The 22,332-nt window shown below is 67.5% G+C and carries 17 protein-coding genes; 9 read left to right on the forward strand and 8 right to left on the reverse strand.

Annotated features, from left to right (window positions below; all coding sequences use genetic code 11):
- Nucleotides 1-2: 2 nt before the first annotated feature.
- From nuoG to ndhC, 5 genes are all read right to left on the reverse strand, one after another.
- Nucleotides 3-2,345, reverse strand: a complete 2,343-nt coding sequence (gene nuoG, locus K9F62_12435) for an NADH-quinone oxidoreductase subunit NuoG (GenBank protein UJX39535.1) — start codon at nucleotides 2,343-2,345, stop codon at nucleotides 3-5.
- Complete coding sequence (locus K9F62_12440) at nucleotides 2,333-3,697, reverse strand: SLBB domain-containing protein (protein ID UJX39536.1); 1,365 nt, start codon at nucleotides 3,695-3,697, stop codon at nucleotides 2,333-2,335. The genes nuoG and K9F62_12440 overlap by 13 nt, the downstream gene beginning before the upstream one ends.
- Complete coding sequence (gene nuoE, locus K9F62_12445) at nucleotides 3,688-4,185, reverse strand: NADH-quinone oxidoreductase subunit NuoE (protein ID UJX39537.1); 498 nt, start codon at nucleotides 4,183-4,185, stop codon at nucleotides 3,688-3,690. The genes K9F62_12440 and nuoE overlap by 10 nt, the downstream gene beginning before the upstream one ends.
- A 201-nt stretch (nucleotides 4,186-4,386) precedes the next feature.
- Nucleotides 4,387-6,759 carry an NADH-quinone oxidoreductase subunit B/C/D gene (locus tag K9F62_12450; protein ID UJX39538.1) on the reverse strand — a complete coding sequence of 791 codons (2,373 nt, stop codon included), beginning with the start codon at nucleotides 6,757-6,759 and terminating at the stop codon, nucleotides 4,387-4,389.
- Nucleotides 6,756-7,175, reverse strand: coding sequence for an NADH-quinone oxidoreductase subunit A (ndhC, locus tag K9F62_12455; protein UJX39539.1), 420 nt, complete (start codon nucleotides 7,173-7,175; stop codon nucleotides 6,756-6,758). The genes K9F62_12450 and ndhC overlap by 4 nt, the downstream gene beginning before the upstream one ends.
- A 334-nt stretch (nucleotides 7,176-7,509) precedes the next feature.
- Here ndhC and K9F62_12460 point away from each other — a divergent pair, with 334 nt between their 5' ends.
- Nucleotides 7,510-9,876, forward strand: coding sequence for an EAL and GGDEF domain-containing protein (locus tag K9F62_12460; protein UJX39540.1), 2,367 nt, complete (start codon nucleotides 7,510-7,512; stop codon nucleotides 9,874-9,876).
- 119 nt (nucleotides 9,877-9,995) lie between these two features.
- On the opposite strand, the gene K9F62_12465 is transcribed toward K9F62_12460, so the two are convergent.
- Nucleotides 9,996-11,108: an N-acetylneuraminate synthase family protein gene (locus K9F62_12465; protein ID UJX39541.1), complete on the reverse strand. Its 1,113-nt coding sequence runs from the start codon at nucleotides 11,106-11,108 to the stop codon at nucleotides 9,996-9,998.
- Nucleotides 11,109-11,318: 210 nt separating this feature from the next.
- Here K9F62_12465 and K9F62_12470 point away from each other — a divergent pair, with 210 nt between their 5' ends.
- The 4 genes from K9F62_12470 to K9F62_12485 are packed head-to-tail and all read left to right on the forward strand — an operon-like array spanning nucleotide 11,319 to nucleotide 15,834.
- On the forward strand, nucleotides 11,319-12,092 hold the full coding sequence (locus K9F62_12470) for an ATP-binding cassette domain-containing protein (protein UJX39542.1): 774 nt from the start codon (nucleotides 11,319-11,321) through the stop codon (nucleotides 12,090-12,092).
- Nucleotides 12,093-12,103: 11 nt separating this feature from the next.
- On the forward strand, nucleotides 12,104-12,865 hold the full coding sequence (locus K9F62_12475; protein ID UJX39543.1) for an acetolactate decarboxylase: 762 nt from the start codon (nucleotides 12,104-12,106) through the stop codon (nucleotides 12,863-12,865).
- Nucleotides 12,866-13,798 (forward strand): hypothetical protein, encoded by a 933-nt coding sequence (locus tag K9F62_12480; GenBank protein ID UJX39544.1) that lies wholly within the window; start codon nucleotides 12,866-12,868, stop codon nucleotides 13,796-13,798. It abuts the gene before it with no gap.
- An 11-nt stretch (nucleotides 13,799-13,809) separates the two neighbouring features.
- Nucleotides 13,810-15,834, forward strand: a complete 2,025-nt coding sequence (locus tag K9F62_12485; GenBank protein UJX39545.1) for an O-antigen ligase family protein — start codon at nucleotides 13,810-13,812, stop codon at nucleotides 15,832-15,834.
- Here the strand turns inward: K9F62_12485 and K9F62_12490 are convergent.
- Entirely contained in the window at nucleotides 15,828-16,283 is a 456-nt protein-coding gene (locus K9F62_12490; protein ID UJX39546.1) for a hypothetical protein, read from the reverse strand. The two genes, K9F62_12485 and K9F62_12490, sit on opposite strands and share 7 nt — an antisense overlap.
- 193 nt (nucleotides 16,284-16,476) lie before the next feature.
- Here K9F62_12490 and K9F62_12495 point away from each other — a divergent pair, with 193 nt between their 5' ends.
- The 4 genes from K9F62_12495 (at nucleotide 16,477) to K9F62_12510 (ending at nucleotide 21,519) form a co-directional block, all read left to right on the forward strand.
- Nucleotides 16,477-17,475, forward strand: a complete 999-nt coding sequence (locus K9F62_12495; protein ID UJX39547.1) for a polysaccharide deacetylase family protein — start codon at nucleotides 16,477-16,479, stop codon at nucleotides 17,473-17,475.
- A 16-nt stretch (nucleotides 17,476-17,491) separates the two neighbouring features.
- Nucleotides 17,492-18,658 carry a hypothetical protein gene (locus K9F62_12500; protein ID UJX39548.1) on the forward strand — a complete coding sequence of 389 codons (1,167 nt, stop codon included), beginning with the start codon at nucleotides 17,492-17,494 and terminating at the stop codon, nucleotides 18,656-18,658.
- 78 nt (nucleotides 18,659-18,736) lie between these two features.
- Entirely contained in the window at nucleotides 18,737-20,239 is a 1,503-nt protein-coding gene (locus tag K9F62_12505) for a sigma-54 dependent transcriptional regulator (GenBank protein ID UJX39549.1), read from the forward strand.
- 8 nt (nucleotides 20,240-20,247) lie between these two features.
- Nucleotides 20,248-21,519, forward strand: coding sequence for a glycosyltransferase (locus K9F62_12510; protein ID UJX39550.1), 1,272 nt, complete (start codon nucleotides 20,248-20,250; stop codon nucleotides 21,517-21,519).
- Nucleotides 21,520-21,648: 129 nt separating this feature from the next.
- On the opposite strand, the gene K9F62_12515 is transcribed toward K9F62_12510, so the two are convergent.
- Nucleotides 21,649-22,260, reverse strand: coding sequence for a LysE family transporter (locus K9F62_12515; GenBank protein ID UJX39551.1), 612 nt, complete (start codon nucleotides 22,258-22,260; stop codon nucleotides 21,649-21,651).
- Nucleotides 22,261-22,332 lie beyond the last annotated feature (72 nt).

The raw sequence follows: 22,332 nt of genomic DNA on the forward strand, positions 1-22,332 counted from the left end.
GCCTATCTCCGGCGCAGGTCGCTGGGACCCAGGGTTGCGGTCAGGCCGGCGAATTGCGGCAGTCGGGGAAGAATGGCCACGCCCCGGGCCGCATCCGGGGTGACGCGCGCCACGGCCTGGATGAAGCGGTCGAGCACGGCCACGGCGACGTTGTCGCCGTCGACAAAACCCAGGGAAGCGGCGTCCTCGGGATGGAGCGTCAGCGTCGGCTCGGTCGCGGCCAGTTTCGCCGCCAGCGGGGCGTAGCGGCCAAGCTCCTCGGTGCCGAAAAGGGCGTCGGCAAAGACCACGGCCAATCCTTCGGCGGCGGGGAAGGATTCCTCGCCGGTTTCTTTGGCCAGGCCGGCCAGGGCGGCAAAATCCGCGCGGCTTCCTTCCGGGCCGAGCCCGGCGATGCCTTCCAAGGGAGTTTCGGGCATGTCCACGGCCAGCGCGGCGGCCAGTTCGCGGCAAAGCCGGTCCGCCGGGCGCGGGTCCGTGCCGGGGAGCCTGCGGTCGTAGGCCCGGGGCGGATGGTTGCCGCCGCCGTCGCGGGAAACGGGATCGCCGGCGGGTTGCACCGGGGCGGCGCGCTGGAGCCGGCCTTCGTTATTCAGGAAAAGCCCGCCGGACTCGAACAGTGTGGTCGTGGGCAGAAAAATCGTGGCCTTGGCCGCGCTCGGCGTGGGCAGGCAGTCGCACACGGCAAGAGTGTCCAATCCGGCGCAGGCGGCGAAGAGCCTGGGCGAAAGCGTGGCCGGATCCGCCTCGACCACGAGCAGGCTTTTCACGCGCCCGGCGGTGATGGCGGCGGCCAGATCGGCCAGTCCCGGCGCGTCCGATGCGGCGCAGAGAGCCGCTCCGGCGGCGCCCGGGCCGGCAAAAACCGGGAACAGGCCGAATCGGTCATCGGTCGGCAAGGCTCCGGCCAGGGATGGGGCGAAGACCACGGCCGGGCGCTTGGCATCGGCCAGGGCCTTGGCCGCCTGTTCCAGCACCGGCCAAAGCTGGGGCGCAAGCGGCAGGCGTTTTTGGGCCAGGGCGGCGGCCTCGGTCGGGCCGGCGGTGACGATGGCGGCCACGGCCCCAAGTTGTCCCGGCGCGACCGGCAGGTGCGTGAAAGGCAGCGGCAGGGACACGGGCCTCGGGTCGGCCACGATGACGGTCCCGCCGTTTCGTGTGGCCTGACGCAGGGCGAGCGCCAGCATGGGCGCGTCGAAAAGCGGCGAAACGCCAAGCGTCAGCACAGCGTCGCAGCGGCCGATGTCGGCCAGGGACAGGGCGCGCGTTGGCGTCAGGGCGGCCAGGGAAGCGGTCACGGCAGCTTGCTGCGCGCGACTTTCGAAAAAGACCGGGCCGGTCCAGCCGGTGACCTTGGCCAGGGCCGTCAGCGCGGCCTGGGTCTCGAGGGTGGAGCGGGCCGAACCCACCACGGCCACGCTTGCCGGGCCGTTAGCCTTGGCCGTTTCCGCAAGCCGCGCGGCCACGGCGGCAATAGCGTCGTCCACGGCCGCTGTCGCGCCGTCGATTTTCGCTTCGCGCGGCCGCTCGGGGCTCGACTCGAAGCCGTGGGAGAACCGGCCCCGGTCGCAGATGAAAAAGCCGTTTACCGCCTCGTTTTCCCGGGCTTCGATCCGGGCCACGGCCCGGTAGCGCGACAGGGCCACGGTGTTGCAGCCAAGCGAACAATGCGGACACACCGAGGGCGCGCGTTCACAGTCCCAACGCCGCGACGTGAAGCGCGCGGTCTTGTCGGTCAGTGTCCCGGTGGGGCAGATGTCGGCCAGGTTGCCGGCAAAGGGGCTTGTAAGCGCGCCGTTTTCGAACCGCCCGAAATAGACCCGGTTGGCGTTTTGCATGGGGCCGAAATCGCGGTAGCCGCAGTAGTCCTGGTAGAACCGTACGCAACGGTAGCAGTGGATGCAGCGGTTCATCTCGTGCTGGATGAACGGCCCCAGGTCCTGGTCCAGGTAGGTGCGCTTGGTCCCCGGCCAGCGGCGCAGGCTGTGGCCGCCGGAGATCGTCTCGTCCTGGAGCAGGCAATGGCCGCCCTCGTCGCACACCGGGCAGTCGTGGGGATGGTTGGCCATGAGCAGTTCGATGATACGCCGGCGAAAGGCCATGGCCTCGGGGTGGAACGTCTCCACCACCATGCCGTCGGCGGCCGGGGTCATGCAGCTCATTTCCAGCCCCTTGACCGGGCCGCCGGTGAACATCACCGCGCACATGCGGCAGGCCCCGGCCGCGCCCAGGGCCGGATGCCAGCAAAAGCGGGGGATGACGATGCCGAGCGCCTCGGCCGCCTCGATGACCATTTTCCCCTTGGCGACCGTGACGGGGCGTCCGTCGATAATCAGATCGGGCATTGGTCCTCCGGACAGGGAGTCGGGCCGAAAGCAATGGGGCGCGTGCCGCAGGCCTTGCCGTGCAGGGCTGGCGGCGGGTTGCCGAAGGGGCATTTGTGCTGGTGCAGGTGCTCGCGCACTTCCGCCTCGAAATGGGTCAAAAGGCTCAGGATCGGTTCGGCGGCCCCGGGCGCGAAGGCGCAGTAGGCCGACTGCATGACCTTGGCCATGTCGCGGATCATGCCGATGTGCTCTTCCCGGCCCTCGCCGGATTCGATGAGCCGCAGCAGATGGCGCACGTAGGGCAGGCCCTCGCGGCACGGCGTGCACCAGCCGCAGGACTCGCGGGTGAAAAATTCGATCAGGTTCAGCGTGGCCCCGACCAGACAGGTGTTCTGGTCGAAGACCATGATGGAAGCCGTGCCCAGGCGCTGGCCGGCTTTTTTCATGGAGTCGAAGTCCATGGGCAGGTCGAGCAGCCTTTCGGGCATGAAGGGGGTCGAGGCCCCGCCCGGAATGACGGCCTTGATGGTCCGCCCGGGCGGCATGCCGCCGGCGTGCTCGAAGAGGATCTCCCGCAAGGGGATGCCCATGGGCAGCTCGTAGCAATCCGGCTTGGCGATGCGGCCGGACACGCTGAAAAGCTTGGTGCCGGCGCTTCCCGGCGTGCGGGCCAGGGACTTGAACCAGTCCGCGCCGTTGCGCACAATCCCCGGCAGGTTGGCCAGGGTTTCCAGGTTGTTGACGATGGTCGGGCAGTCCCAGAGTCCTTTGACGCTGGTGCGCGGTCCGCCTTTTCTCGGATTGGGGCGCAGGCCGGAGATGGCCTTGATCTGGGCCGAGGCCTCGCCGCAGATGTAGCGGCCGGCGCTTCGGTGCACGTGGATGTCGAAGGAAAAATCCGTGCCCAGGATGTTTTTGCCGAGGAGTCCCTTTTCCCGGGCGACCTGGGTTTCGCGCTCCAGCAGCACCGCGTCGGATTCGTAGGAGGGCCGGATGAAGCAGACGCCGAGCGTCGCCGAGACGGCATAGGCGCACAGGAGGATGCCCTCGATGACAAGGTGCGGGTCCACGTTGACCAGCACGCGGTCTTTGAAGGTGCCGGGCTCCATCTCGTCGGTGTTGACCACCACGTAGCGCGGCCCGACGTAGCCGGCCGGGATGCCCTGCCATTTGCGCCCGGCCGGAAACCCCGCCCCGCCCCGGCCGCGCAAATCCGAGGCCAGGACGATGTCCAGCACTTCCTCCGGCGTGCGCTTGCCGATGGTGGCGTAAAGCGCCTCGTAGCCGCCGCCGGCCCGGTATTCGTCGAAGGTGGCCGGCCGGCCGAGGTGGCGGTTTTTGAAAAGCACCTGCGGCGCGTCTACTTGCATCGAACCGGCTCCTCGGTGGTCTCGCGCAGTTCCCTAAGGACCGCATCAATGCGCTCGGGGGTGAGCTTGTTGTAGAAGCGGCCGTTGATGAGCATCGTCGGCGCGTTGTGGCAGTTGCCGATGCAGGCCGAAGGCAGCACCGTGAACAGGCCGTCGTCGGTGGTGCCGCCGGGCGGTACGCCGAGCGTGCGGCACAGATAGTCGAAGATGGAATCCTGGTGGAACATCCAGCACACCACCGAGTCGCACACGTGGATGACGTAATGCCCCACCGGCCGGCGGTAGAGGTAGTCGTAAAAGGTGGCCAGGGACTCCAGCTCCAGCGTGGTCATGCCAAGCAGCGTCGAGGCGTAATGCATGGCCTCGTCGCACAAATAGCCGTAGTGGCGCTGCAAGGCGTACATCACGTCCACCGCCGCCTCGCGGGGATGCTCCGCCTGGGCGATCATGCGCTTGAGGTCGCTTACGAGTGCATCAGGCAATGCCATGGCGAGTGCCTCCGGCGGCCGGAAGGGGCTCTGCCCCTTCCGGACTTCCCTGCCAGGGGCGCTGCCCCTGGACCCCGCCGAGGGGCTGTGGCGGACGCGAAGGCGTATTCTTCAAATATGCGCCGCGCGCGGCCGTCACAGCCCCTCGCCGGCCAACCAACCCATATTTTTCCAATATTTTCATATCACTATCACTATGTCTCATCTGTCGATGTCCGGCAAAATATAATCGTACGACGCGAGCACGGACACGAAGTCGGCCACCCGCAGTCCCTCGGCCAGAAGCGGCAGGGCCTGGATGTTGGCGAAGCCCGGGGTGCGCACCCGCATGCGGTAGGCGTGGCAGCCGCCGTCGGAGACGACGTAATAGCCCTGCTCGCCGCGCGGGGCTTCGGTCGCGGCGTAGGCCTGCCCGGCCGGGAGCCTGGGGCCGCGCGTGACGTTGACGAAATGGTGGATCAGGCTTTCGATGTCGGTGAGCGCCTCGCGCTTCTGGGGCAGGCTGTAGCGGGCGTCTTCGGCCAGCCAGCGGCCGCCCGGCATGTTATCCGCCGCCTGCTTGATGATGCGCAGGCTTTCGAGCATCTCGTCCATGCGCACGAGATAGCGGGCGAAGCAGTCGCCGGCGTCGCGGGTCGGCACGTCGAAATCGAAATCGGCATAGGCGCCGTAGGGCATCTTCTTGCGCCGGTCCCAGGCGACCCCCGTAGCCCGCAGGTTGGGGCCGGTCACGCCCCAGTCGATGGCCTCGGCGGCGGTGATGGTCCCCACGCCTCGGCAGCGGGCCTTGACGATGGGGTTCTTGGTCACCCCGGCGTGGTATTCCCGCACCCGGCCCGGAAAGATCTTGATGAAGGCGTCGACCTGCTCCTTCCAGCCCTCGGGCAGATCGGCCGCCATGCCGCCGATGCGCAGCCACGACGGATGGAGCCGGCCGCCGGTGATGGTCTCGATGATGTCGAGGACCATCTCGCGTTCCCGCAGGGCGTAGAAAATCGGGCTCATCATGCCGAGATCCTGCAGGAACGTGCCGAAATACATGAGGTGGTTGGAGATGCGGAAAAGCTCCGACAGCATGACCCGGGCATAGGCGGCGCGCGGCGGCACCTCGATGCCGGCCAGCGTCTCCACGGCCGTGACGTAGGACAGGTTGTTGGCCACGCCCGAAAGGTAGTCCACCCGGTCGGTGTAGGGGATGAACTGGTGCCAGGTCTGGCGCTCGCCGATTTTTTCCACGCCCCGGTGGTGGTAGCCGATGTCCATGCCGAGGGCCTTGATCCGCTCGCCGCGCATGGCCAGGACGTAGCGGAAGATGCCGTGGGTGGCGTAGTGGTGCGGCCCGAAATTGAGCAGGTAGTCCCCGGCGTCGGCACGGGCCCCAAGGATTTCCCGGGCGTCCACGGGCTCCAGGCGGCGGCAGTCGTCCTCGGTGAAGGGCGGCATGTTGGTGGCCCGGCCTTCGTAGTCCTTGCGCAGGGGATGGCCGACCCAGTCGCGATGGGTGAGCAGCCGTCTGGGGTCGGGGTGCCCGGTAAAGCGCAGGCCGAACATCTCGGCCGCTTCGCGTTCGTACCAGGAAGCGCTCGGCCACACGTCGGTCGCCGTGGCGATGGCGCTGTCGCGGGTGGGGAGCGCGCAGGTCAGGCGCACCATGCCCGGGGTGGACAGCGAGGTGAGCGTGTAGACCACGCTGGCCTCGTGGCCGGGTGGCGTGCGGCGCATGGTCTCGTCGACGGCGGTCAGGTCCTCCAGGCGCTCGAAGCGGGTGGGCGCTTGCGTCTTGAGATGGGTCAGCACTGCGGTGATGCGCTCCGGGGCCACGGCATAGGTCGGCATGTCCGGGGTGTCGGGGACGGGCGTTACGGCGTCGCCGAACGCGGCGGCAAGGTTGGACGCCACGGCCTGCTGGTCGTCGCGAAGGGACAGGCGCGGCGCGGGCGGGGTCCACATGCCGTCCGCCCGGGAGCCGTAGAAGCGGGGTTCGGTCGCGGCCGTGCCCCGGACGGGGATGCCGGCGTAGCCGGGGCCGCGCGTGTCGCGGCATTTGCTCACCCCGTCCACGAGGTGGTCGCGCCGGCCGCCTTCGCTGCCGCCCGGCAGGTGCAGCACGGGGCGTGTGGGTTTTTCGCCGGCCGCGATTTTTTTCTGGAGCAGCAGCAGCCCGTCGAAAAGCGCTTCGGGCCGGGGCGGACAGCCCGGGATATAGACGTCCACGGGCAGGATCTGGTCCGAGCCCTGGACCACGGAATAGACGTCGTACATGCCGCCGGAATTGCTGCACGAGCCCATGGAGATGACCCACTTGGGGTCGCTCATCTGCTCATAGAGCCGCAGGGCCACCGGGGCGATTTTTTTGAACATCGTGCCCGAGACGATGAGCACGTCGGCCTGCCGTGGCGAGCCCCGGAAGACTTCCGAACCGTAGCGGGCGATGTCGTAGCGCGGCCCCCAGGCCGTGGCCTCCTCCACGAAACAACAGGAAAGGCCGAAGAAAAAGGGCCAGAGGCTATTCTTGCGCGCCCAGTTGATGATGTAATCCGTGGGCGAGAAAATGGCGTCGAGGGGACCGGTCACAAGCCTTCCTCCTCGTTCCAGTCGAGCCCGCCCTTTATCCAGGCATAGGCCAGGCCAAGGCCCAGGATCACGATGAACACGGCCATGCGCAGGTAGCCGGGGAGCCCCAGTTCCGGCCAGGCCACGGCCCAGGACACGATATAGGCGGTTTCCACGTCGAAGATGAGGAAAAAGACGGCCATGAGGAAAAACGGCACCGGATAGCGAAACCGGGCGTCGCCCGTGGGCAGGATGCCGCATTCGTAGGGGCGCTGCTTGTCCGGGGTGGGCCGGCGGCGCACCAGGAAGCCCGAAAGAAAAAGGATGAGCCCCAGGACTGCCAGCACCAGGACGAAAAAGACCAGAAAGGCCAGCGCGCCCGGCTCCCAGGGGGAAAAGGGGGAGGCCAGGGGGGTAAATGATATCTGCGGCTGCATGGGCCCTCGTGTGCCGGCTCCGGATGCGCTCCCGAATGAAGCTTACAGGGCCGATTGCAGGCGATAATACCCGCAACGCTTTTTTTTGCAAGCCGCCATGGTCGGAAAGGGAGGAAGATCGGCGGGATGGCGTGCCGCATGGGCGACGGGTCGGTCACGGTCCCGCGACGGACGCCTTGCCGGGGGGGATCGGCGGTCGTGGCCTGGCGTCATGAAAACGTCATGGCAATGTCGGAAAGGCGCGGCCAAGCACGATGGGGAGCGGGGTAGCGAAAGACGATTCCGCCCAAGGTCTTGCCGGGCGCCCGGGCCGCAGCGCACGCGAAGGAAGTTTATGCAGTTCTCGCCGTGTCTTAAAGAAGATGTACGTATTCCGGATGGTGGTCCCCTCGACGGCTGCCAACTCCTTGGCCTCTTGCAGCGGGAGCACCGGGAGCGCGTGGCCGGGCATGTCGCCAAAGGCGGCTTCCTCGGCCTCGTTTTGCTGGAGATCCAGGACTTTTCCTTGCTCCGCCGGCTGTTTCGGCCCGAGGTGGCCGAGTCCCTGGCCGGAACCATGGCCCGGGAGGTTCTGCGAGTGGCCGAGCGGCGCACCCGGGAGCATCCCCTGGGACTCATGGAGGTGCTCGAACCGTCCCGGGTGTTGGTGGTTGTCGGCTGCGAGGATGACGACGCCGAGGCCCTCGAACGCCTGGCCGCGGTGCTGCGCCTGGAGGCGCGGGGCCGGCTGCGCCAGGAGTCGGTGCGTTTGACCGGTCAGGCCCTGGAACTGCGTTGCGGCGCGGCCAGGGTCATAAGCCGGGGGCCGGTCGGGCTCGACATGGCCTTGGCCGCGGCCGTGGCCGAGGCGTCGCGTCGGGCCGGCGGAGGCGGCGCGCTGGCCCCCGCCTTGCGCGAATTTCGCGAGATTCTCGAGTTGCGCCGGGTGCGGGCCGTTTTCCAGCCCATCGTCAACCTGCGGGCCGGTTCGGTCTTCGCCTGGGAGGCGCTGGCCCGGGGACCCCGGGACAGCACGCTGGAATCCCCGGCCATGCTCTTCGACGTGGCCGAGGAGGCCGGGGCCATCTTCGCCCTGGAGAAAATCTGCCGGGAGGCGGCCATCCGGGGATTCGCCAAACGCGAGCCCGGGGCCAAGCTTTTCTGCAACGTCCATCCCCGCACCCTGCTCGATCCCCAGTTCACCCCCGGCGAGACGCGGCGGCTGCTGGACAAGTACGGCATGGAGCCCCACGACGTGGTGCTGGAGATCACCGAGCGCCACAGCGTCAAGGATTTCAACCTGTTCCACCGAACGCTGGCCCATTACCGCGACGCCGGCTACGGCGTGGCCGTGGACGACGTGGGCACGGGCTATTCCGGGCTCGTGTCCATCGCCGAGATCCAGCCGGATTTCATGAAGATCGACATGTCGCTGGTGCGCGGCATCGACGCCAATCCGGTCAAACGGGCGCTCATGGAGACGCTGCTCACTTTTTCGGAAAAGGTCGGCTGCCGCATCGTGGCCGAGGGCATCGAAACCGAGGCGGAGCTGGCCTGCCTGATCCGGCTCGGCGCGCATTTCGGCCAGGGCTTTTTCCTGGGCCGGCCGGCGGAAACGCCCGCGCCCCTTGCCGAGGAGCCGCGCCTGGCCATCGTGCGCGGCGCGAACCGGGCCGCCGACGGGCTCAAATGTTCCTCGCCCATCAACGATCTGGCCGAGCGGCCCCATCAAGTGGAGCGGAACGCCACCATCGGCGAGGTCAAACACTTTTTCGACGGCAACGAATCCGTGCACGCCGTGGTGGTGACCCAGGCCGGCCGGCCCGAGGGGCTCATCATGGGCCAGCACCTGGATAAGCTCTTGAGTTCCCAGTACGGGCTGTCCCTGTTCCTGCGCCGCGACGTGAGCCGCATCATGGACCCCTCGCCCCTGGCCGTGGAGTGGGACACGCCGGTGGAGGTGGCGGCCCAGGCGGCCATGGCCCGGGATCGGGACAAACTGTACGATCCGATCCTGGTCACCTGCCGGGGCCGGCTGTCCGGGCTGGTCTCGGTGCAAAAAATCCTCGACGCCCTGGCCAGCGTCCAGGTGGAGATGGCCAAGGGGGCCAATCCGCTCACCGGCCTTCCCGGCAACGTGGCCATCGAGCGCGAGATCGCACGGCGCGCCGCCGCCGGCCGGCCGACCTGCTTCGTCTACGCCGATCTCGACAACTTCAAGGTCTTCAACGACGTCTACGGCTTCAAGGACGGGGACAAGGCCATCCTGCTGACGGCCCGCATCCTGGGCGAGGCGCTGTGCGCCCATGGCGGCCAGGACGATTTCCTGGGCCACGTCGGCGGGGACGATTTCATCATCCTGTGCGACGGCCCTGCGGCGGAACCGATCTGCCACGCCGTGGCCCAATCCTTCGCCGCCGCCTCCTCGGCCCTTTACAGCGCCGAGGACCGCGAGCGCGGCTACATCGAGGGCCAGGGCCGCGACGGCCGGGTGGGCCGGTTCGACCTGCTTACCATCTCCATGGGCGTCATCGACTGCGCCTTTGCCGTGCCCGTGACCATGGACGAGCTGGGGCTGCGGGCGGCGGCGGTGAAAAAATACGCCAAGTCCCAGTCCGGCAATTCCTTCGTGCGTGACCGCCGCGCCCCCTTGGGACTGCCTGATGCGCCGGGGCAGGAGGCCGAAAGGGCCGCCTGTCCGCCTCCACACGATACGATCTGATTGGCTTTGGCCTGTCCGTCGCCGGAGAATGGGCGGCTGCGTTTTCCGGGCGTCGCCGCCTCGGGGGGCGCGGCCGCTCTCTGGTGGCTGCGTTTGGGGGGCGCGTTTGGCGGCTGCGGCTACAGGCCGGGTTGGGCGGCCTTCAGGGAACGCGGCGTTTCGGTGGTTTCCCTGGTGGCCAGCATGTCCCAGGACACCATGTCGTCCTGGCGCGCCGGGCAGGTGAGCAGGCAGCCGGCCACGGCGTCGAGCAAAAGCGGCGACAGCCCGGTGCCCGGGCATTTGACGGTCAGGTCCTCGGGGGCAAGCACGTGTCCGGCCGGCAGGTCGCGGGAAAAGACCACGGACTTGCGCAGTTTGGCCGCCGCGCCTGCCTCGCCGGGAAAAACGCGCTTGCGCGAGACGCGCATGGCCGCCTCGGCCTCGCGCACCATGGCGGCCATGGCCGCGAATTCCGTGGGCGACAGCGACGCTTGGTGGTCGGTGCCCGGCAGCGTCTTGTCCAGGGTGAAATGGCGTTCGATGACGGCCGGGGCGAAGGCCGTGGCGGCGATCGTCGGGCCAAGGCCGCGCTCGTGGCCGGAATAGCCCACCGGCAGGCCGTAGCGGCGGCGCAGGGCGTCGATCAGCGGCAGCCCCACCTGCTCGTCGGGGCAGGGGTAGGAGCTGTTGCAGTGCAGCAGCACGATGCGGTCGTGGTAGCGGCGCAGTTCGGCCACGGCCGCGTCCACCTCGGGCAGGCCGCTCATGCCGGTGGACAGGATCACGGGCAGGCCGGTCTCGCCGGCCTGGCGCAAAAGCGGCAGGTTGACCAGGTCGGCCGAGGGGATCTTCAGTAGTTCCACGCCGAGATCCACCAAAAGGGCCAGGCTGGGCGCGTCCCAGGCCGAGGCGAAAAAGGTGAGTCCCAGCGACTCGGCCAGGGTTTTGAGTTCGGCGAGGGCTTCGCCGGAAAGCTCCAACGCGGCCCGGTGGCGGCCATAGGTCGGACCGAAGCTGTTTTTGCCGTTATACGGCGCATCCAGGCCGGCCTTGGTGAAAAGGGCGGCCATGTCGCGTTTCTGGAATTTGACGGCGCAGGCGCCGCTTGCGGCCGCGGCGCGGACCATCTCCCGGGCCATGTCCAGGCTGCCCTGGTGGTTGTTGCCGATTTCGGCCACCAGAAAGGCGGGACAGCCCGGGCCGATCAGCTGGCCGGAACGGAGGCGGATAAGCGGTGCGGCGGTGGGCATGAAGCGTTTGTCTCCCAAGCGGCGGCGAACGCGCCGCGCCTTGTGATGCTAGCCTCGAAACGGGGCCAGCACAAGCCGGGCCTGTGAAACGGCGGAAATTGCCGCCCGGCCATGAATTTTGCAAGCCTCGTGCCGTGCCGGGGGTTCTTGCCTTTGGCCGCGTTTGCGTTCAAGATGCTTCGATTTCGCCAAACGGACGCAAAAAACGCCATGACAAAACCCTTCATCGAAATACGCGGCCTCAAAAAGGCCTTCGCCGGACAACCCGTGCTTTGCGGCGTGGACATGACCGTGCCCGAAGGGGAAGTCACGGCGGTCATCGGCAAGTCGGGCGAGGGCAAGAGCGTGCTTTTAAAGCACATCATCGGTCTGCTTGCCCCCGACAGCGGCGACATCCTTTTTAACGGCGCGCCCCTGGCCGCGGCCAGCCATGCCGACCAGCGGGAATTCCGCCGGCGGTGCAGCTACATGTTTCAGAACATGGCGCTTTTTGATTCCATGACCGTCTACGACAACATCGCCTTGCCGCTTCGGGAAACCGCCCGGCTGTCCGAAACGGATACCGGGGAGCGGGTGCGGGCCATGGCCGAGCGGCTGGAACTGACCGGCATCCTCGGCAAGTATCCGTCCCAGATTTCCGGCGGCATGCAAAAACGCGTCGCCCTGGCCCGGGCGCTGGTTACCGAGCCCCGGCTGATCCTCTTCGACGAACCGACCACCGGTCTCGATCCCATCCGCAAGGCCTCGGTTCTGGCGCTCATCGACCAGTCCCGGCGACAATTCGGATTCACGGCCATCCTGGTCAGCCACGACATCCCCGACGTGTTCGAGGTGGCCGGCCATGTGGCCATGCTCGACGGCGGCCGCATCGTCTGGGAGGGCTCTCCCCAGGCCATCACCGCCTGCGACGATCCGGTGGTGCGGCGGTTCCTGGCCGGCGAGCCGGAACCGGAAGAGGCGGAGCGGATCGCCCAGGCCGGCTGACAGGGGGCTTTATGCGAAACGGTGCGCACTGTCGGCGCGTGGCGATTCTTGCCGCCGCCCTCTGGCTTGTTCTTTCGGTCCCGGCCCTTGCCGCCGTCCTGTACCAGGTCGGCACCATCGCCTCCCTGGCCGCCGGGGACTACGAAGGCCGGGAGACTTTCGCCACCCTGGCCCGCCACGGCGATTTCGGGCTTGGCACCTTCGAAAACCTCGACGGCGAGATGGTGGCCGTGGACGGCGGGTTTTACCAGGTGACGAGCGACGGCCTGGCCCGGCCCGTTGCTCCCGACCGCAAGACGCCCTTTGCCCAGGTGACCTTTTCCCGGGGCAGCCTCGATTGCGGCCGGCTGGACGGCCTGGACCTCAAGGCGATCGCCGCCGCCCTGACCAAGCGGCTGCCCGACCCGGCCCGCCAGTACGTGGTCCGGGCGGACGGGCTTTTTGCCGCCATCACGACCAGAAGCGTGCGGGCCCAGGCCAAGCCCTGGCCGCCCCTGACCACGGCCATCAAGGGCCAGGCCAGCTTCCCCATGGAAAACGTCCAGGGCACGCTCGTCGGCATTTACACGCCCCCGGGGATGCAGGCGCTTTCGCCCACGGGCTGGCATTTCCATTTCCTGACCGTCGACCGGCGGCACGGCGGCCATGTGCTGGCGGCCCGGGCCGAGGCCGTCAAGGCGCGCGGCGACCGCATCGACGCCATGACCGTTGTTTTCCCGGAGCATCCCGCCCCCTGTCCCGACGCGCCTCGGCCGGAGGCCGGAGCCGAATAGATGGCCTGGGATTTTTTCGCCTTTTTCATGCCTGGCGAGCGTCGTCCGGCCCCGGCCGCCCGCGATGCCGGGATACTGGCCGCCCGCTCCATGGCCGGGGAGTATCTGTCCCGGGCCAGACTGCGGCTGGACGGCCTTTCCGCCCTGCTCGAAACCGACGACCGGCGCGACGCCGCCCTGGTGGCCGCGCTTTTGGCCGAGGACCTGGACGCGGCCGGGGATATCCTGACCCGGGATGCCGGCCTGCCCCTGGCCGAGGCCCGGGCCATGCTCGGGCCCTTGCCTGCCGCCGCCGATCTGGCCGCTTTCGCCGCCAAGGCGCGGGCGCGGCTGACGTTTCTGGAAAAAGAGCTGGTCGGCCGTGTCGCCGGCCCCTGGCGCACGGACGCCGACCGCTTCACCGCCCGGGCCATGCGCCGGGCCAGACTGTCCCTGGTCGTGCTGGTGCTTGTCCTGGCCGGGGCGATCCTTTTTGGCGACGCCGTGGCCAAGAAACGCCGCGCCTTTATCGCCGGGGTGACCCTGGAGCATCAGCGCGCCGCGGCGACCGAGGCCCTGGCTGCCTTGTCCAGGCTGGCCGTGCGGGCCAAGACCGCCACGGGCCAACCCCTTTGGGTGGTGACCGGTCGCAACTGTTCCCGCTGCGGCTGCCAGGGCCGCGACCTGCGCACCGTCCCGGACGGCGACAAGTGTGTGCGTCAGTGGCGCGAGGCGCTTGGCCGCATCGGTCATGCCGCCGGCGCCTCGGACAAGGAGCTGGCCCGGTTTGCGCGCGATCCCTGGGGCGCGCCCTATCTGCTCAATGAAAACGAAGGCGAAAGCCCGGATTTCCCCTGCCTGCCCGATACCTTCGCCACGGCCGGGCAAAACGGGCTGGCCGGCGACGGCGACGACATCCAGGTGGCCGTCCCCAACGCCTTTTGCCCGAAGTAGGGGCCCGGCGCATGGACGCTTCTTCCTCCGTTGCCGGCGCCCAGGGCGCATCCCCCTTTTCCCGGGCCGTCGCCGGGGCCGGATTTTTCGCCGGCCTGCTGCTCGTGGCCCCGCACGCCTTGCTCACCTCCCTGACCCTCGTTCGGGCCGGCTGGTCGGCTGCGGGACTCGTGGCCTTTTTGTGGCTGTGGGGGCTGGCCATGGCCGTCTCCCGGCGCGGCCTCGCCTTCGGGCTGACGTTGCTCGGCTTTTCCCCGTTTCTTTTCGGCGCCCAGTCCTACGTCTATCCGGGCGTGGCCTTCGGCCTGCTGGCCGATGTGGCGGCCCTGGCCTTTTGCTGGCGAAACGCCGGCCGGGATGCCGCGACGCCTGGCCGTGCCGGCCCCACGGGCGCGCTCCTGGCCGCCCTGGCCGCCCTGGCCCTTGGTTCCACGCTGCTGTTGCCCTGGGCCAGGTTTGGGCAGGAGCTGTCCCTTTTCGGGCCGGGCGGCTTTTTCGCGGCCATGGCCTTTTCCCCGGCCGCCGCTCCGGGCTACGCCCTGGCCGGGGCCTGGCGGCTGGCCATTTTCGCCGTGCTGGCTTGGCAGCTTGCCCGGCTCGATTTTCCGGACCGCTTCGGCTGCCTGATCCGGGGACTTGTGGGCGGACTCCTTACCGCCATCGTCTTCGGCCTCTACGAGCATTTCCAGGGCGACCATTATCTGCTGCACTACCGGTTCACGTCGCTTTTCGCCAATCCGGGCTGGTTTGCCGAATACGCCGCCGTGGCCGCGCCGTATCTGCTCACGCTGCTGGCGGGCTCCGGCTGGCGGCGGCGCTGCCTGGCCGCGTCGGGGCTGGCCCTTTGCGGCGCGGCATTGGTCCTGACACTGGCCCGGGCCGGCTGGATCGCCGGCAGCCTGACCTTTTTCGCGGCCGGCTGGCTGTATTTTCGCGAGAACCGCTTTGTGCATTTTCGCCGGCCCTATGGCCATCTGCCGACCCTGGCCGTGGCCGGGGCGCTGGTGGTGGGAATCGCTTTATGGGGCGCGGGCCGGGAGTTCTCGGCCATAAGCCGGCCCATCAACGCGCTTTTGGCCCAGCGGGTGGACAATTTCACCGATTCGCCGCGCCCGGCGCTTTTCCGCTCCGGGCTTTTGATCGCGGCCGAGCGGCCGGTCTTCGGCATGGGCTTTACGAGCTACGCCCGGCACTATCCGGTGCTTCTGGCCACGCCCGGGGCCTGGCTCAACCGCTACGGCGACGCCGGGGCCGAGGTGTTCGAGACGCCGCACAGCCTGTACGTGCAGCTAGTGGCCGGGCTCGGCGTGGCCGGGCTTCTCGTCTGGCTGGCCATGGCCGGCCGGGCGGGCTGGGTGCTGTGGCGGCGGGCGCGCGACTATGCCAGCTTGCCGGACGCGGCCATGCTGCTTTCCCTGGTCGCCTTCCACATCTATGCGTTTTTCCAGGAAATGTTTTACGTGCCGGCGGTCTTGTTTCTGCTGTTCGTTCCCCTGGCCCGGGCCATGGCCCTGGAGGCCAGGGCGGTGCGCCTGGGCCGGGCTGGCCGGGCGGACAGGAGGGGCTGGGTCGGGGCGGCGGCCACGGGCGTGGCCCTGTGCGGCATCCTGGCCTACGGCCTGGATATCGGGCTTGGCGGCACGGCGGCGCGCCTGGGGCTCTACGACTGGCTGCCGCCCGGAGAGAAGGTCGTTTTCGAGGGGTTTTATCCGCCCGAGCAGGGGCGGGGGCGGACCTTTCGCTGGAGCGCCGGGGACGCGGTGCTGCTCGTGCCGCCGGGAAGAGGCAGCCTGACGCTGTCCCTTGCGGCCGTGTCACCGACCGAAGCGACGTTTTTTTCGCCGGCCGGACTGTGGGCCACGGTCCGCCTCGACAGCCGGCCGGTGACGTTGACCCTGCCCGTGCCCGAGGCGGGCGGCGGCCGGGCCGTACCGCTTTTCCTCACGCCCGCCCGGACGTATCTGCCCCAGGCGATTTCCGGCGCGCCCGATCCCAGGCGTCTCGGCTTGGCGGTTGGCGTCGCCTGCGATCACTGATTGTCGGTATTGCGCTCGAACACCCGCATTTCGTTGACCACCAGGTTGCCGATCGCGCGCACCTGCTCGTTGTCCTGGTTTTCCACCAGATCGCCCAACAGCTTGATGTCCTGGGGAATGCCGGCCAGGATCACCTTGCGCACGTCGTCGAGCCGGGCCTTGACGTATGTCCGGTCGCGCTTGGCGGCCATGTGCTCGAGGACATCGGCCAGATTCAGGATCACGTAGGCTTTTTCGGCGTAGATGGCGGAAACGGCGGTCAGGTGGGACAGGATGTTCTTCTCGCTGGTCTGGGACGCCTTGAAGTAGAGGTCGGCGGCCTTGGTGGCGTATTCGTTGAAGTGCTCGTAGGAGGCGCGGAAGTGCCTGGACGCGCCGAGAACCGGGGGCGCGGCGGCCAGGAGCATGGCCAGGCACAGGGCGCAGGAAGATGACAATTGTGTACGCATGCGGACTCCGTTGACAAAGGGGCCGCCAGAGAACGTGCTCCAGGCGGCAAGCGCCACATACCAGTTTTTGCTCAGGCGTCAAAGCGCCGGGACTCCGGGGGGGCCGGCCGGCGGCGCATTGACTTTTGGCGCTTTTGGGATAGGAATGCCGCGATTTCCACGCGTCACGACTTTTACGCCGTCTGGACCAGTCATGAAAAATACCGCCTTATGCCGCGTCGTCGGCCTGTTGTTCTTGGTTGCCCTGCTGTCGTCGTCGCCTGCCCCGGCCCGGGCGGGCATGGTCTCGATCGTTTTCGACGACGGCCTGGAAAGCGTCTACCAATATGCCTTTCCGGTCCTCGAAAAATTCGGCCTGCCGGCCACCGTCGGCATCATCGCCAACCGGGTGGACCGGGGCGATCCCGACTTCATGACCGTGGGGCAGATCCGCGATCTGGCCAAGGCCGGCTGGGAAGTGGCCTCCCACAGCCTGACCCACAAGCGGCCCATCGACATCCCCAAGTTCTACGCCCAGGAGAACTGCCTGCTCCTTAAGCCCGTTCGCGGCCAGCGCGCCATGTACGAGGCGAAATACAAGTACGAGGAACTGGCCGGACTGGTCGAAAACGGGAAGCTGCTGCGGGAACGCTCCAGCGATGCCCTGGTGCGCGCCGAACCGGGGAGCTACTACTTCGACGGACTGATCGGCGAGGTCCTCGTGCATCCCTTCGAGCCGGCCGAGGCCGCAAAACAGCAGATTCGGGCCATCTCCTACGAAAGAGAGATGGACCAGTCCAAGACCAAGCTCGCCGCGATGGGCTTTGCCGTTACGACCTACATCACCCCGCACAACTATTGGACGCCTGAGATGAGCGCGCTCTCCAAGAAGTTCTATTCCCAGGTGGCCGACGGCGGGGACGACTGCAACCGCAAGGGGGCGACCGACCGCTTCTGGCTCAAGCGCTATACCGTGCACTCCGACGATACGGCGGTCTCCCTCATCGACTTGGTCAAAAAGCACGCCATTCGCGAGGACGCCTGGGTCATCTTCTGCATGCACGGCATCGGTTCGGACCTGGGCTGGGAGCCCTGGGATGCGAGCAAACTGGCCGAACTTGCGGAATTCCTCAAAAAGCAGGCCGTGCCCGTGGTCACCATCGATCAGGGCGTCAAACTCTGGTTCGCGGGCAAGGGAACTCCCCGCATTTAAAAAAAAGGACGGATAGGTGAAACGCCCCCTTCGCATCCTGGTCGCCGGTTTTGCCATTGGATTTCCCTTGGGCGGCCAATTGTGGATGATGCTGCATTTCCTCTCCGGCTTACGCCGCCTCGGCCATGAGGTGGTTTTCCTCGAAGATACGTCCAACTGGGCCTACCCCTTCGATCCGGTGCTCGGCTATCCGGTGTGCGAGTCGTCGCGCGGCCGCGCCACCGTGGAGCGGCTGTTCGGCCGGGCGGGGCTGGCCGGATGCTGGGCCTATGTCAGCGAGATCGAGGACAAGCTTTACGGCATGGACCGGGCCACCCTGGACCGCCATTTGCGCGAAGCCGACTTTTTCCTCAACATCTCGGGCATCGCGCCCCTCAAGGAAGAGTACTTCCAGGCCCCGGTCAAGGCCGTCATCGACACCGACCCGGTCTTCACCCAGGTCAAGGTGGAGCGCGACGCCTGGACCCGCGACTATTACGCCGCCCACGACGTCTGCTTCACCTACGGCTACAACCTGCCGGCCGGCAAAACGGACGTGCCGCTTTCGGGCGTGGACTGGAAGCCGCTGCTGCCGCCGGTGGTCCTCGACGAATGGCCGGTGGGGGAGGGGGCTGGCGACAGCTACACCACCATCGGCACCTGGGAGGCCAAGGACCGGGACGTGGAGATCGCCGGGCGCAAGCTCTCCTGGCGCAAGAACGTGAAATACGAGGCCATTCTCGATTTGCCGACCACGCTGCGCGACATCCCCCTCGGCATGGCCATGGGCGGCATGTGCGACGACGCCTGGCGCTACGCCAACGCCGGCTGGATCGTGCGCGACGCCCTCGACGTTTCGCGCGACCCCGACGTGTACCGCGACTACATCCGGGGCTCGCGGGGCGAGTTCACCATTGCCAAGGACCAGAACGTGGTGCTCAAAAGCGGCTGGTTTTCCGACCGCACGGCCACGTATCTGGCGGCCGGCCGGCCGGCGGTGGTGGAGGACACGGGCTTTGGCGACTACCTGCCGGTGGGGGAGGGGCTTTTCCCCTTCGAAGGCCCCGATGCCGCCGTGGAGGCGCTTCGGACGGTCGAGGCCGACCCCATTCGGGCGGGCAAAGCGGCCCGGGAGATCGCCGGCGACTATTTCGACAGCGACAAGGTCCTCACCGGACTTTTGCGGGAATGCGGGCTGGCCTGAGGCCCGCTTTGCGACGATTGGGGGGAATTGTTCCCGAATTGATTGAAAACCGTTTGACTTCGGGCTAATAGGTCGCCGATGGCGGAAAAGACGATACTTTTTGTCGCCCCGGCCCAGGCGGTGACCCAATTCTTCCCGTATTTCAAGGAAGCGGGCATCGCCGCAGGCATCGCCGATTCCCTGTCCGCCGCCCTGGCCTCCATCCGCAAGTCGTCGCCCTGCCTCATCTTTTCCCAAGCCAAGATGGGCATCTACACCGCCGAGGCCCTGCTTGCCGCCGGGCAACAGGACGAGGCCTTTCCGCCGGTCATCGTTTTTACCGACCGGGGCACCGCCGCCGAGGCCGCCCGCTGCCTGGAACTCGGGGCCAGGGACTACTGGCTCGAACCGCTGACCTGGGAGAAAATCCAGGCCGTCATGCCGGAGAAGGCCGCGCCGCCCGAACCGGCCCCGGCCCCGGAAGCCGCGCCCGCCCGCCACGGCGCGGGAGCCGCGCCCTCCGGCAAGGGCTTCGCCATCGTCGGTGAACACCCGGCCATCCTCCGGGTTCTGGCCCTGGCCCGGCAGGTGGCCCGGTCCAAGGCCACGGTGCTCATTTCCGGCGAATCCGGCACCGGCAAGGAGATGTTCGCCCGCTACCTGCACGCCAGTTCCGACCGGGCCGAAGGCCCCTTTATCGCCATCAACTGCGCCGCCCTGCCCGAACATCTGCTCGAATCCGAGCTGTTCGGCCACGAAAAGGGCGCCTTTACCGGAGCCATCGCCCGCAAGCTCGGCAAGTTCGAGATGGCCTCGGGCGGCACGCTGCTCCTCGACGAGATTTCCGAGATGGACCTCGGGCTCCAGGCCAAGCTCTTGCGCGTGTTGCAGGAAAGCGAGTTCGACCGGGTCGGCGGCACCGAGACGGTGCATGTGGACGTGCGGGTGTTGGCCACCACCAACCGGCGCATGGAAGACGCCGTGGCCGAAGGGAAATTTCGCCAGGACCTCTATTACCGCCTGAACGTCATCCCGCTCAAGCTCCCGCCGCTGCGCGAACGCGGCCAGGACGTGCCGAGGCTCGCCGCCTTTTTCGTGGACAAGTTTCGCAAGTCCTACGAACTGCCACCGCTGGCTTTTGCCGCCGACGCCAAGGAGTGGCTGCTCTCCTACGATTGGCCGGGCAACGTGCGCGAGCTGCAAAATCTCATGGAGCGGGCCGTGCTGCTGGCCGGCGCCGGCCCCATCCACAAGTCCCATTTCCTGCTCGACGGCGACAGCGACGGCTGGCAGGACGGCGCCGGCGAGGCCTGCGAGGATACGCCCGAAAACGCTTCCGGCGCAGCCGAGGGCGAAGGCGCGGCCGGGGGGGCCGGGGGGGACGACGGTTTCGCCGCGGCCTCCCGCCTGTTCGACCAGACGCCGGCGGCCGGCGTGGGCGAATTGATGCCGCTTGATGTCATGGAACGCCACATGATCATCAAAAGCCTGGACCGCACCGAGGGCAACCGCACCCAGGCCGCCCAACTGCTCGGCATTTCCGTGCGCACGCTCCGCAACAAATTAAACGAATACCGCAAGCTCGGCATCGAAGTTCCCTGACGTTTTCGATGGGCGCCCCCACCACCTACAATATCCTGATGTATTCCCACGACACCTACGGTCTGGGGCATCTGCGGCGAACCATGGCCATCGCCGAGCATCTGCGCCAGCGTGGGGTCAATATCCTGATCCTCACCGGCTCGCCCCTGGCCGGCCGCTACGAGACGCCCGAAGGCGTGGACTTCGTGCGCATTCCGGGCATGATCAAAAAGACCAACGAGGAATACCTGCCCCTTTCGATCAAGATCAACGCCCGCCATGCCCTGAACATCCGGCGCAACATCATCGTGGCCACGGCCAAGGCCTTCCAGCCCCATCTTTTCATCGTGGACAAGGCGCCCATGGGACTGCGGCGCGAGGTGATGCCGACGCTCAAGTGGCTCAAACGCTGCATGCCGCGCACGCGCACCATCCTCGGGCTTCGCGACATCATGGACGACGCCGCCTCCACCACCAGGGAGTGGCGCGAGAAGGGCGTCTACGAGGTGCTCGACCAGTATTATTCGGAAATCTGGGTCTACGGGGACCGGGACCTCTACGATCCCATCGCCGAATATGCCATCCCGGAGAGTATCAGCCGCAAGATGGTCTTTACCGGCTACATCCCGCGCCATGTGCCCACGAGCCAGGCCATGGCCCGCACCAGGCGCGAGGAGCGGCTTTCCAGCCACGACCGGCTGGTGGTGGTCACCACCGGCGGCGGCGGGGACGGCTTTCCGCTCATGGACGCGTATCTCTCGATGCTGGAGGCCGGCAACGCCCCGGCCCACCGGGTGATTTTCGTGACCGGCCCCTTCATGCCGCGCCCCGAACGGGAAAACGTGGCCAAACGGGCCGGCCGGCTGCGGGCCCGGTTCTACCACTTCTACCGCCGCATGGAGACGCTGATCGGCCTGGCCGACGCGGTGGTGACCATGGGCGGCTACAACACCACCTGCGAGATTCTGTGCCAGGGCAAGCCGTCGCTGGTCGTGCCCCGGGAGGTGCCGCGCCTGGAGCAGCGCATCCGGGCCGAGGTCCTGAGCGCTCGCGGGCTGCTCGAATACCTGCCCTGGGACAGCCTCGCGCCCGAGACCCTGCGCGAGAAGCTCACCCGGCTTCTCGACGCGCCGGAGCCCTACAAGGCGGCCATGGCGGGTTTCCCTTTTACCGGCCTGTCCGTCATTTCCGAACGCCTGGCCTGCTTTCGCCAAGGCCTGCGCCGCGCGGGCGAAGAGCCGGGGGGAAACCTTTCTTGCAGAAAGGTTCTCCCCCCGGACCCCCTTTCCAAAGACGCTTGACGGTTACGGCGCATCAGCGTCACCGCATCCGTACCCGGTAAAAGTTTTGGGGAGGGGAGAGCGCGAGAGGGGAACCCTTTTTTCAAAAAGGGTTCCCCTCTCGCACATCTTCTCCCTCTCTCTCCCGTCCTAATGCGCGAAAAAGACCGCCCAGAGGCCGAAGGCGGCGATCAGCCAGCCCGAGACGCGCTTGATGGAGCGCATGTGGGCCAGGAGCCGCAATCGCAGCAGCTTGCCGCCGCAGGCGATGGCCGCCCACCAGATCATGGAGCCGCAGAAAACGCCGGCCACCACGGTCGCGGCCTCGCTGGCGTGGGCGTTGACCTGGCCCAGGCCGAATCCGGCGAAAATGGCCAGAAAGGCCACCACGGTCAAAGGGTTGGTCAGCGTCAGCAGGAAGATGGAGGCGAACGCTCCGGCATAACGTTTTTTGGGGGGCGCTTCCGCCGGCCGGGGCGGGGCCTTGGAGAGGGCCAGACGCAACCCCATGCCCACCAGGAAAAGTCCGCCCCCGGCCTGGAGCACCGTTGCATGCGCGGCCAGGAAATCCGACACGAAGGTCAGGCCGAACGCGGCGACGGCGCCGTAAAAGGCGTCCGCCGCGGCCGCACCCACGCCCGAGAGCAGGCCCACCCGCAGCCCCATGGTGATGGCCCGGCCAAGGCACAGCATACCGACCGGGCCGAAGGGCATGGCGATAATGGCCCCGATGGCCACGCCTTTGAGGAAGAATGCAAGCATGTTAAAGGGCTATCGGGTTTTCAGCCAGGGGGCAAGGCGCAGTGGTCGCGAGGCGCTGCCGCAAACGTGGCG

Origin of the sequence: Desulfovibrio sp. JY (assembly GCA_021730285.1) — a bacterium.
GTDB lineage: Bacteria > Desulfobacterota > Desulfovibrionia > Desulfovibrionales > Desulfovibrionaceae > Solidesulfovibrio.

Bases quoted from the DNA above. Each gene is read 5' to 3' on its own strand.
- nuoG (UJX39535.1), bottom strand. From the start codon at position 2,345: ATGCCCGATCTGATTATCGACGGACGCCCCGTCACGGTCGCCAAGGGG.
- K9F62_12440 (UJX39536.1), bottom strand. From the start codon at position 3,697: ATGCAAGTAGACGCGCCGCAGGTGCTTTTCAAAAACCGCCACCTCGGC.
- nuoE (UJX39537.1), bottom strand. From the start codon at position 4,185: ATGGCATTGCCTGATGCACTCGTAAGCGACCTCAAGCGCATGATCGCC.
- ndhC (UJX39539.1), bottom strand. From the start codon at position 7,175: ATGCAGCCGCAGATATCATTTACCCCCCTGGCCTCCCCCTTTTCCCCC.
- K9F62_12460 (UJX39540.1), top strand. From the start codon at position 7,510: ATGCAGTTCTCGCCGTGTCTTAAAGAAGATGTACGTATTCCGGATGGT.
- K9F62_12465 (UJX39541.1), bottom strand. From the start codon at position 11,108: ATGCCCACCGCCGCACCGCTTATCCGCCTCCGTTCCGGCCAGCTGATC.
- K9F62_12470 (UJX39542.1), top strand. From the start codon at position 11,319: ATGACAAAACCCTTCATCGAAATACGCGGCCTCAAAAAGGCCTTCGCC.
- K9F62_12475 (UJX39543.1), top strand. From the start codon at position 12,104: ATGCGAAACGGTGCGCACTGTCGGCGCGTGGCGATTCTTGCCGCCGCC.
- K9F62_12480 (UJX39544.1), top strand. From the start codon at position 12,866: ATGGCCTGGGATTTTTTCGCCTTTTTCATGCCTGGCGAGCGTCGTCCG.
- K9F62_12485 (UJX39545.1), top strand. From the start codon at position 13,810: ATGGACGCTTCTTCCTCCGTTGCCGGCGCCCAGGGCGCATCCCCCTTT.
- K9F62_12490 (UJX39546.1), bottom strand. From the start codon at position 16,283: ATGCGTACACAATTGTCATCTTCCTGCGCCCTGTGCCTGGCCATGCTC.
- K9F62_12495 (UJX39547.1), top strand. From the start codon at position 16,477: ATGAAAAATACCGCCTTATGCCGCGTCGTCGGCCTGTTGTTCTTGGTT.
- K9F62_12505 (UJX39549.1), top strand. From the start codon at position 18,737: ATGGCGGAAAAGACGATACTTTTTGTCGCCCCGGCCCAGGCGGTGACC.
- K9F62_12510 (UJX39550.1), top strand. From the start codon at position 20,248: ATGGGCGCCCCCACCACCTACAATATCCTGATGTATTCCCACGACACC.
- K9F62_12515 (UJX39551.1), bottom strand. From the start codon at position 22,260: ATGCTTGCATTCTTCCTCAAAGGCGTGGCCATCGGGGCCATTATCGCC.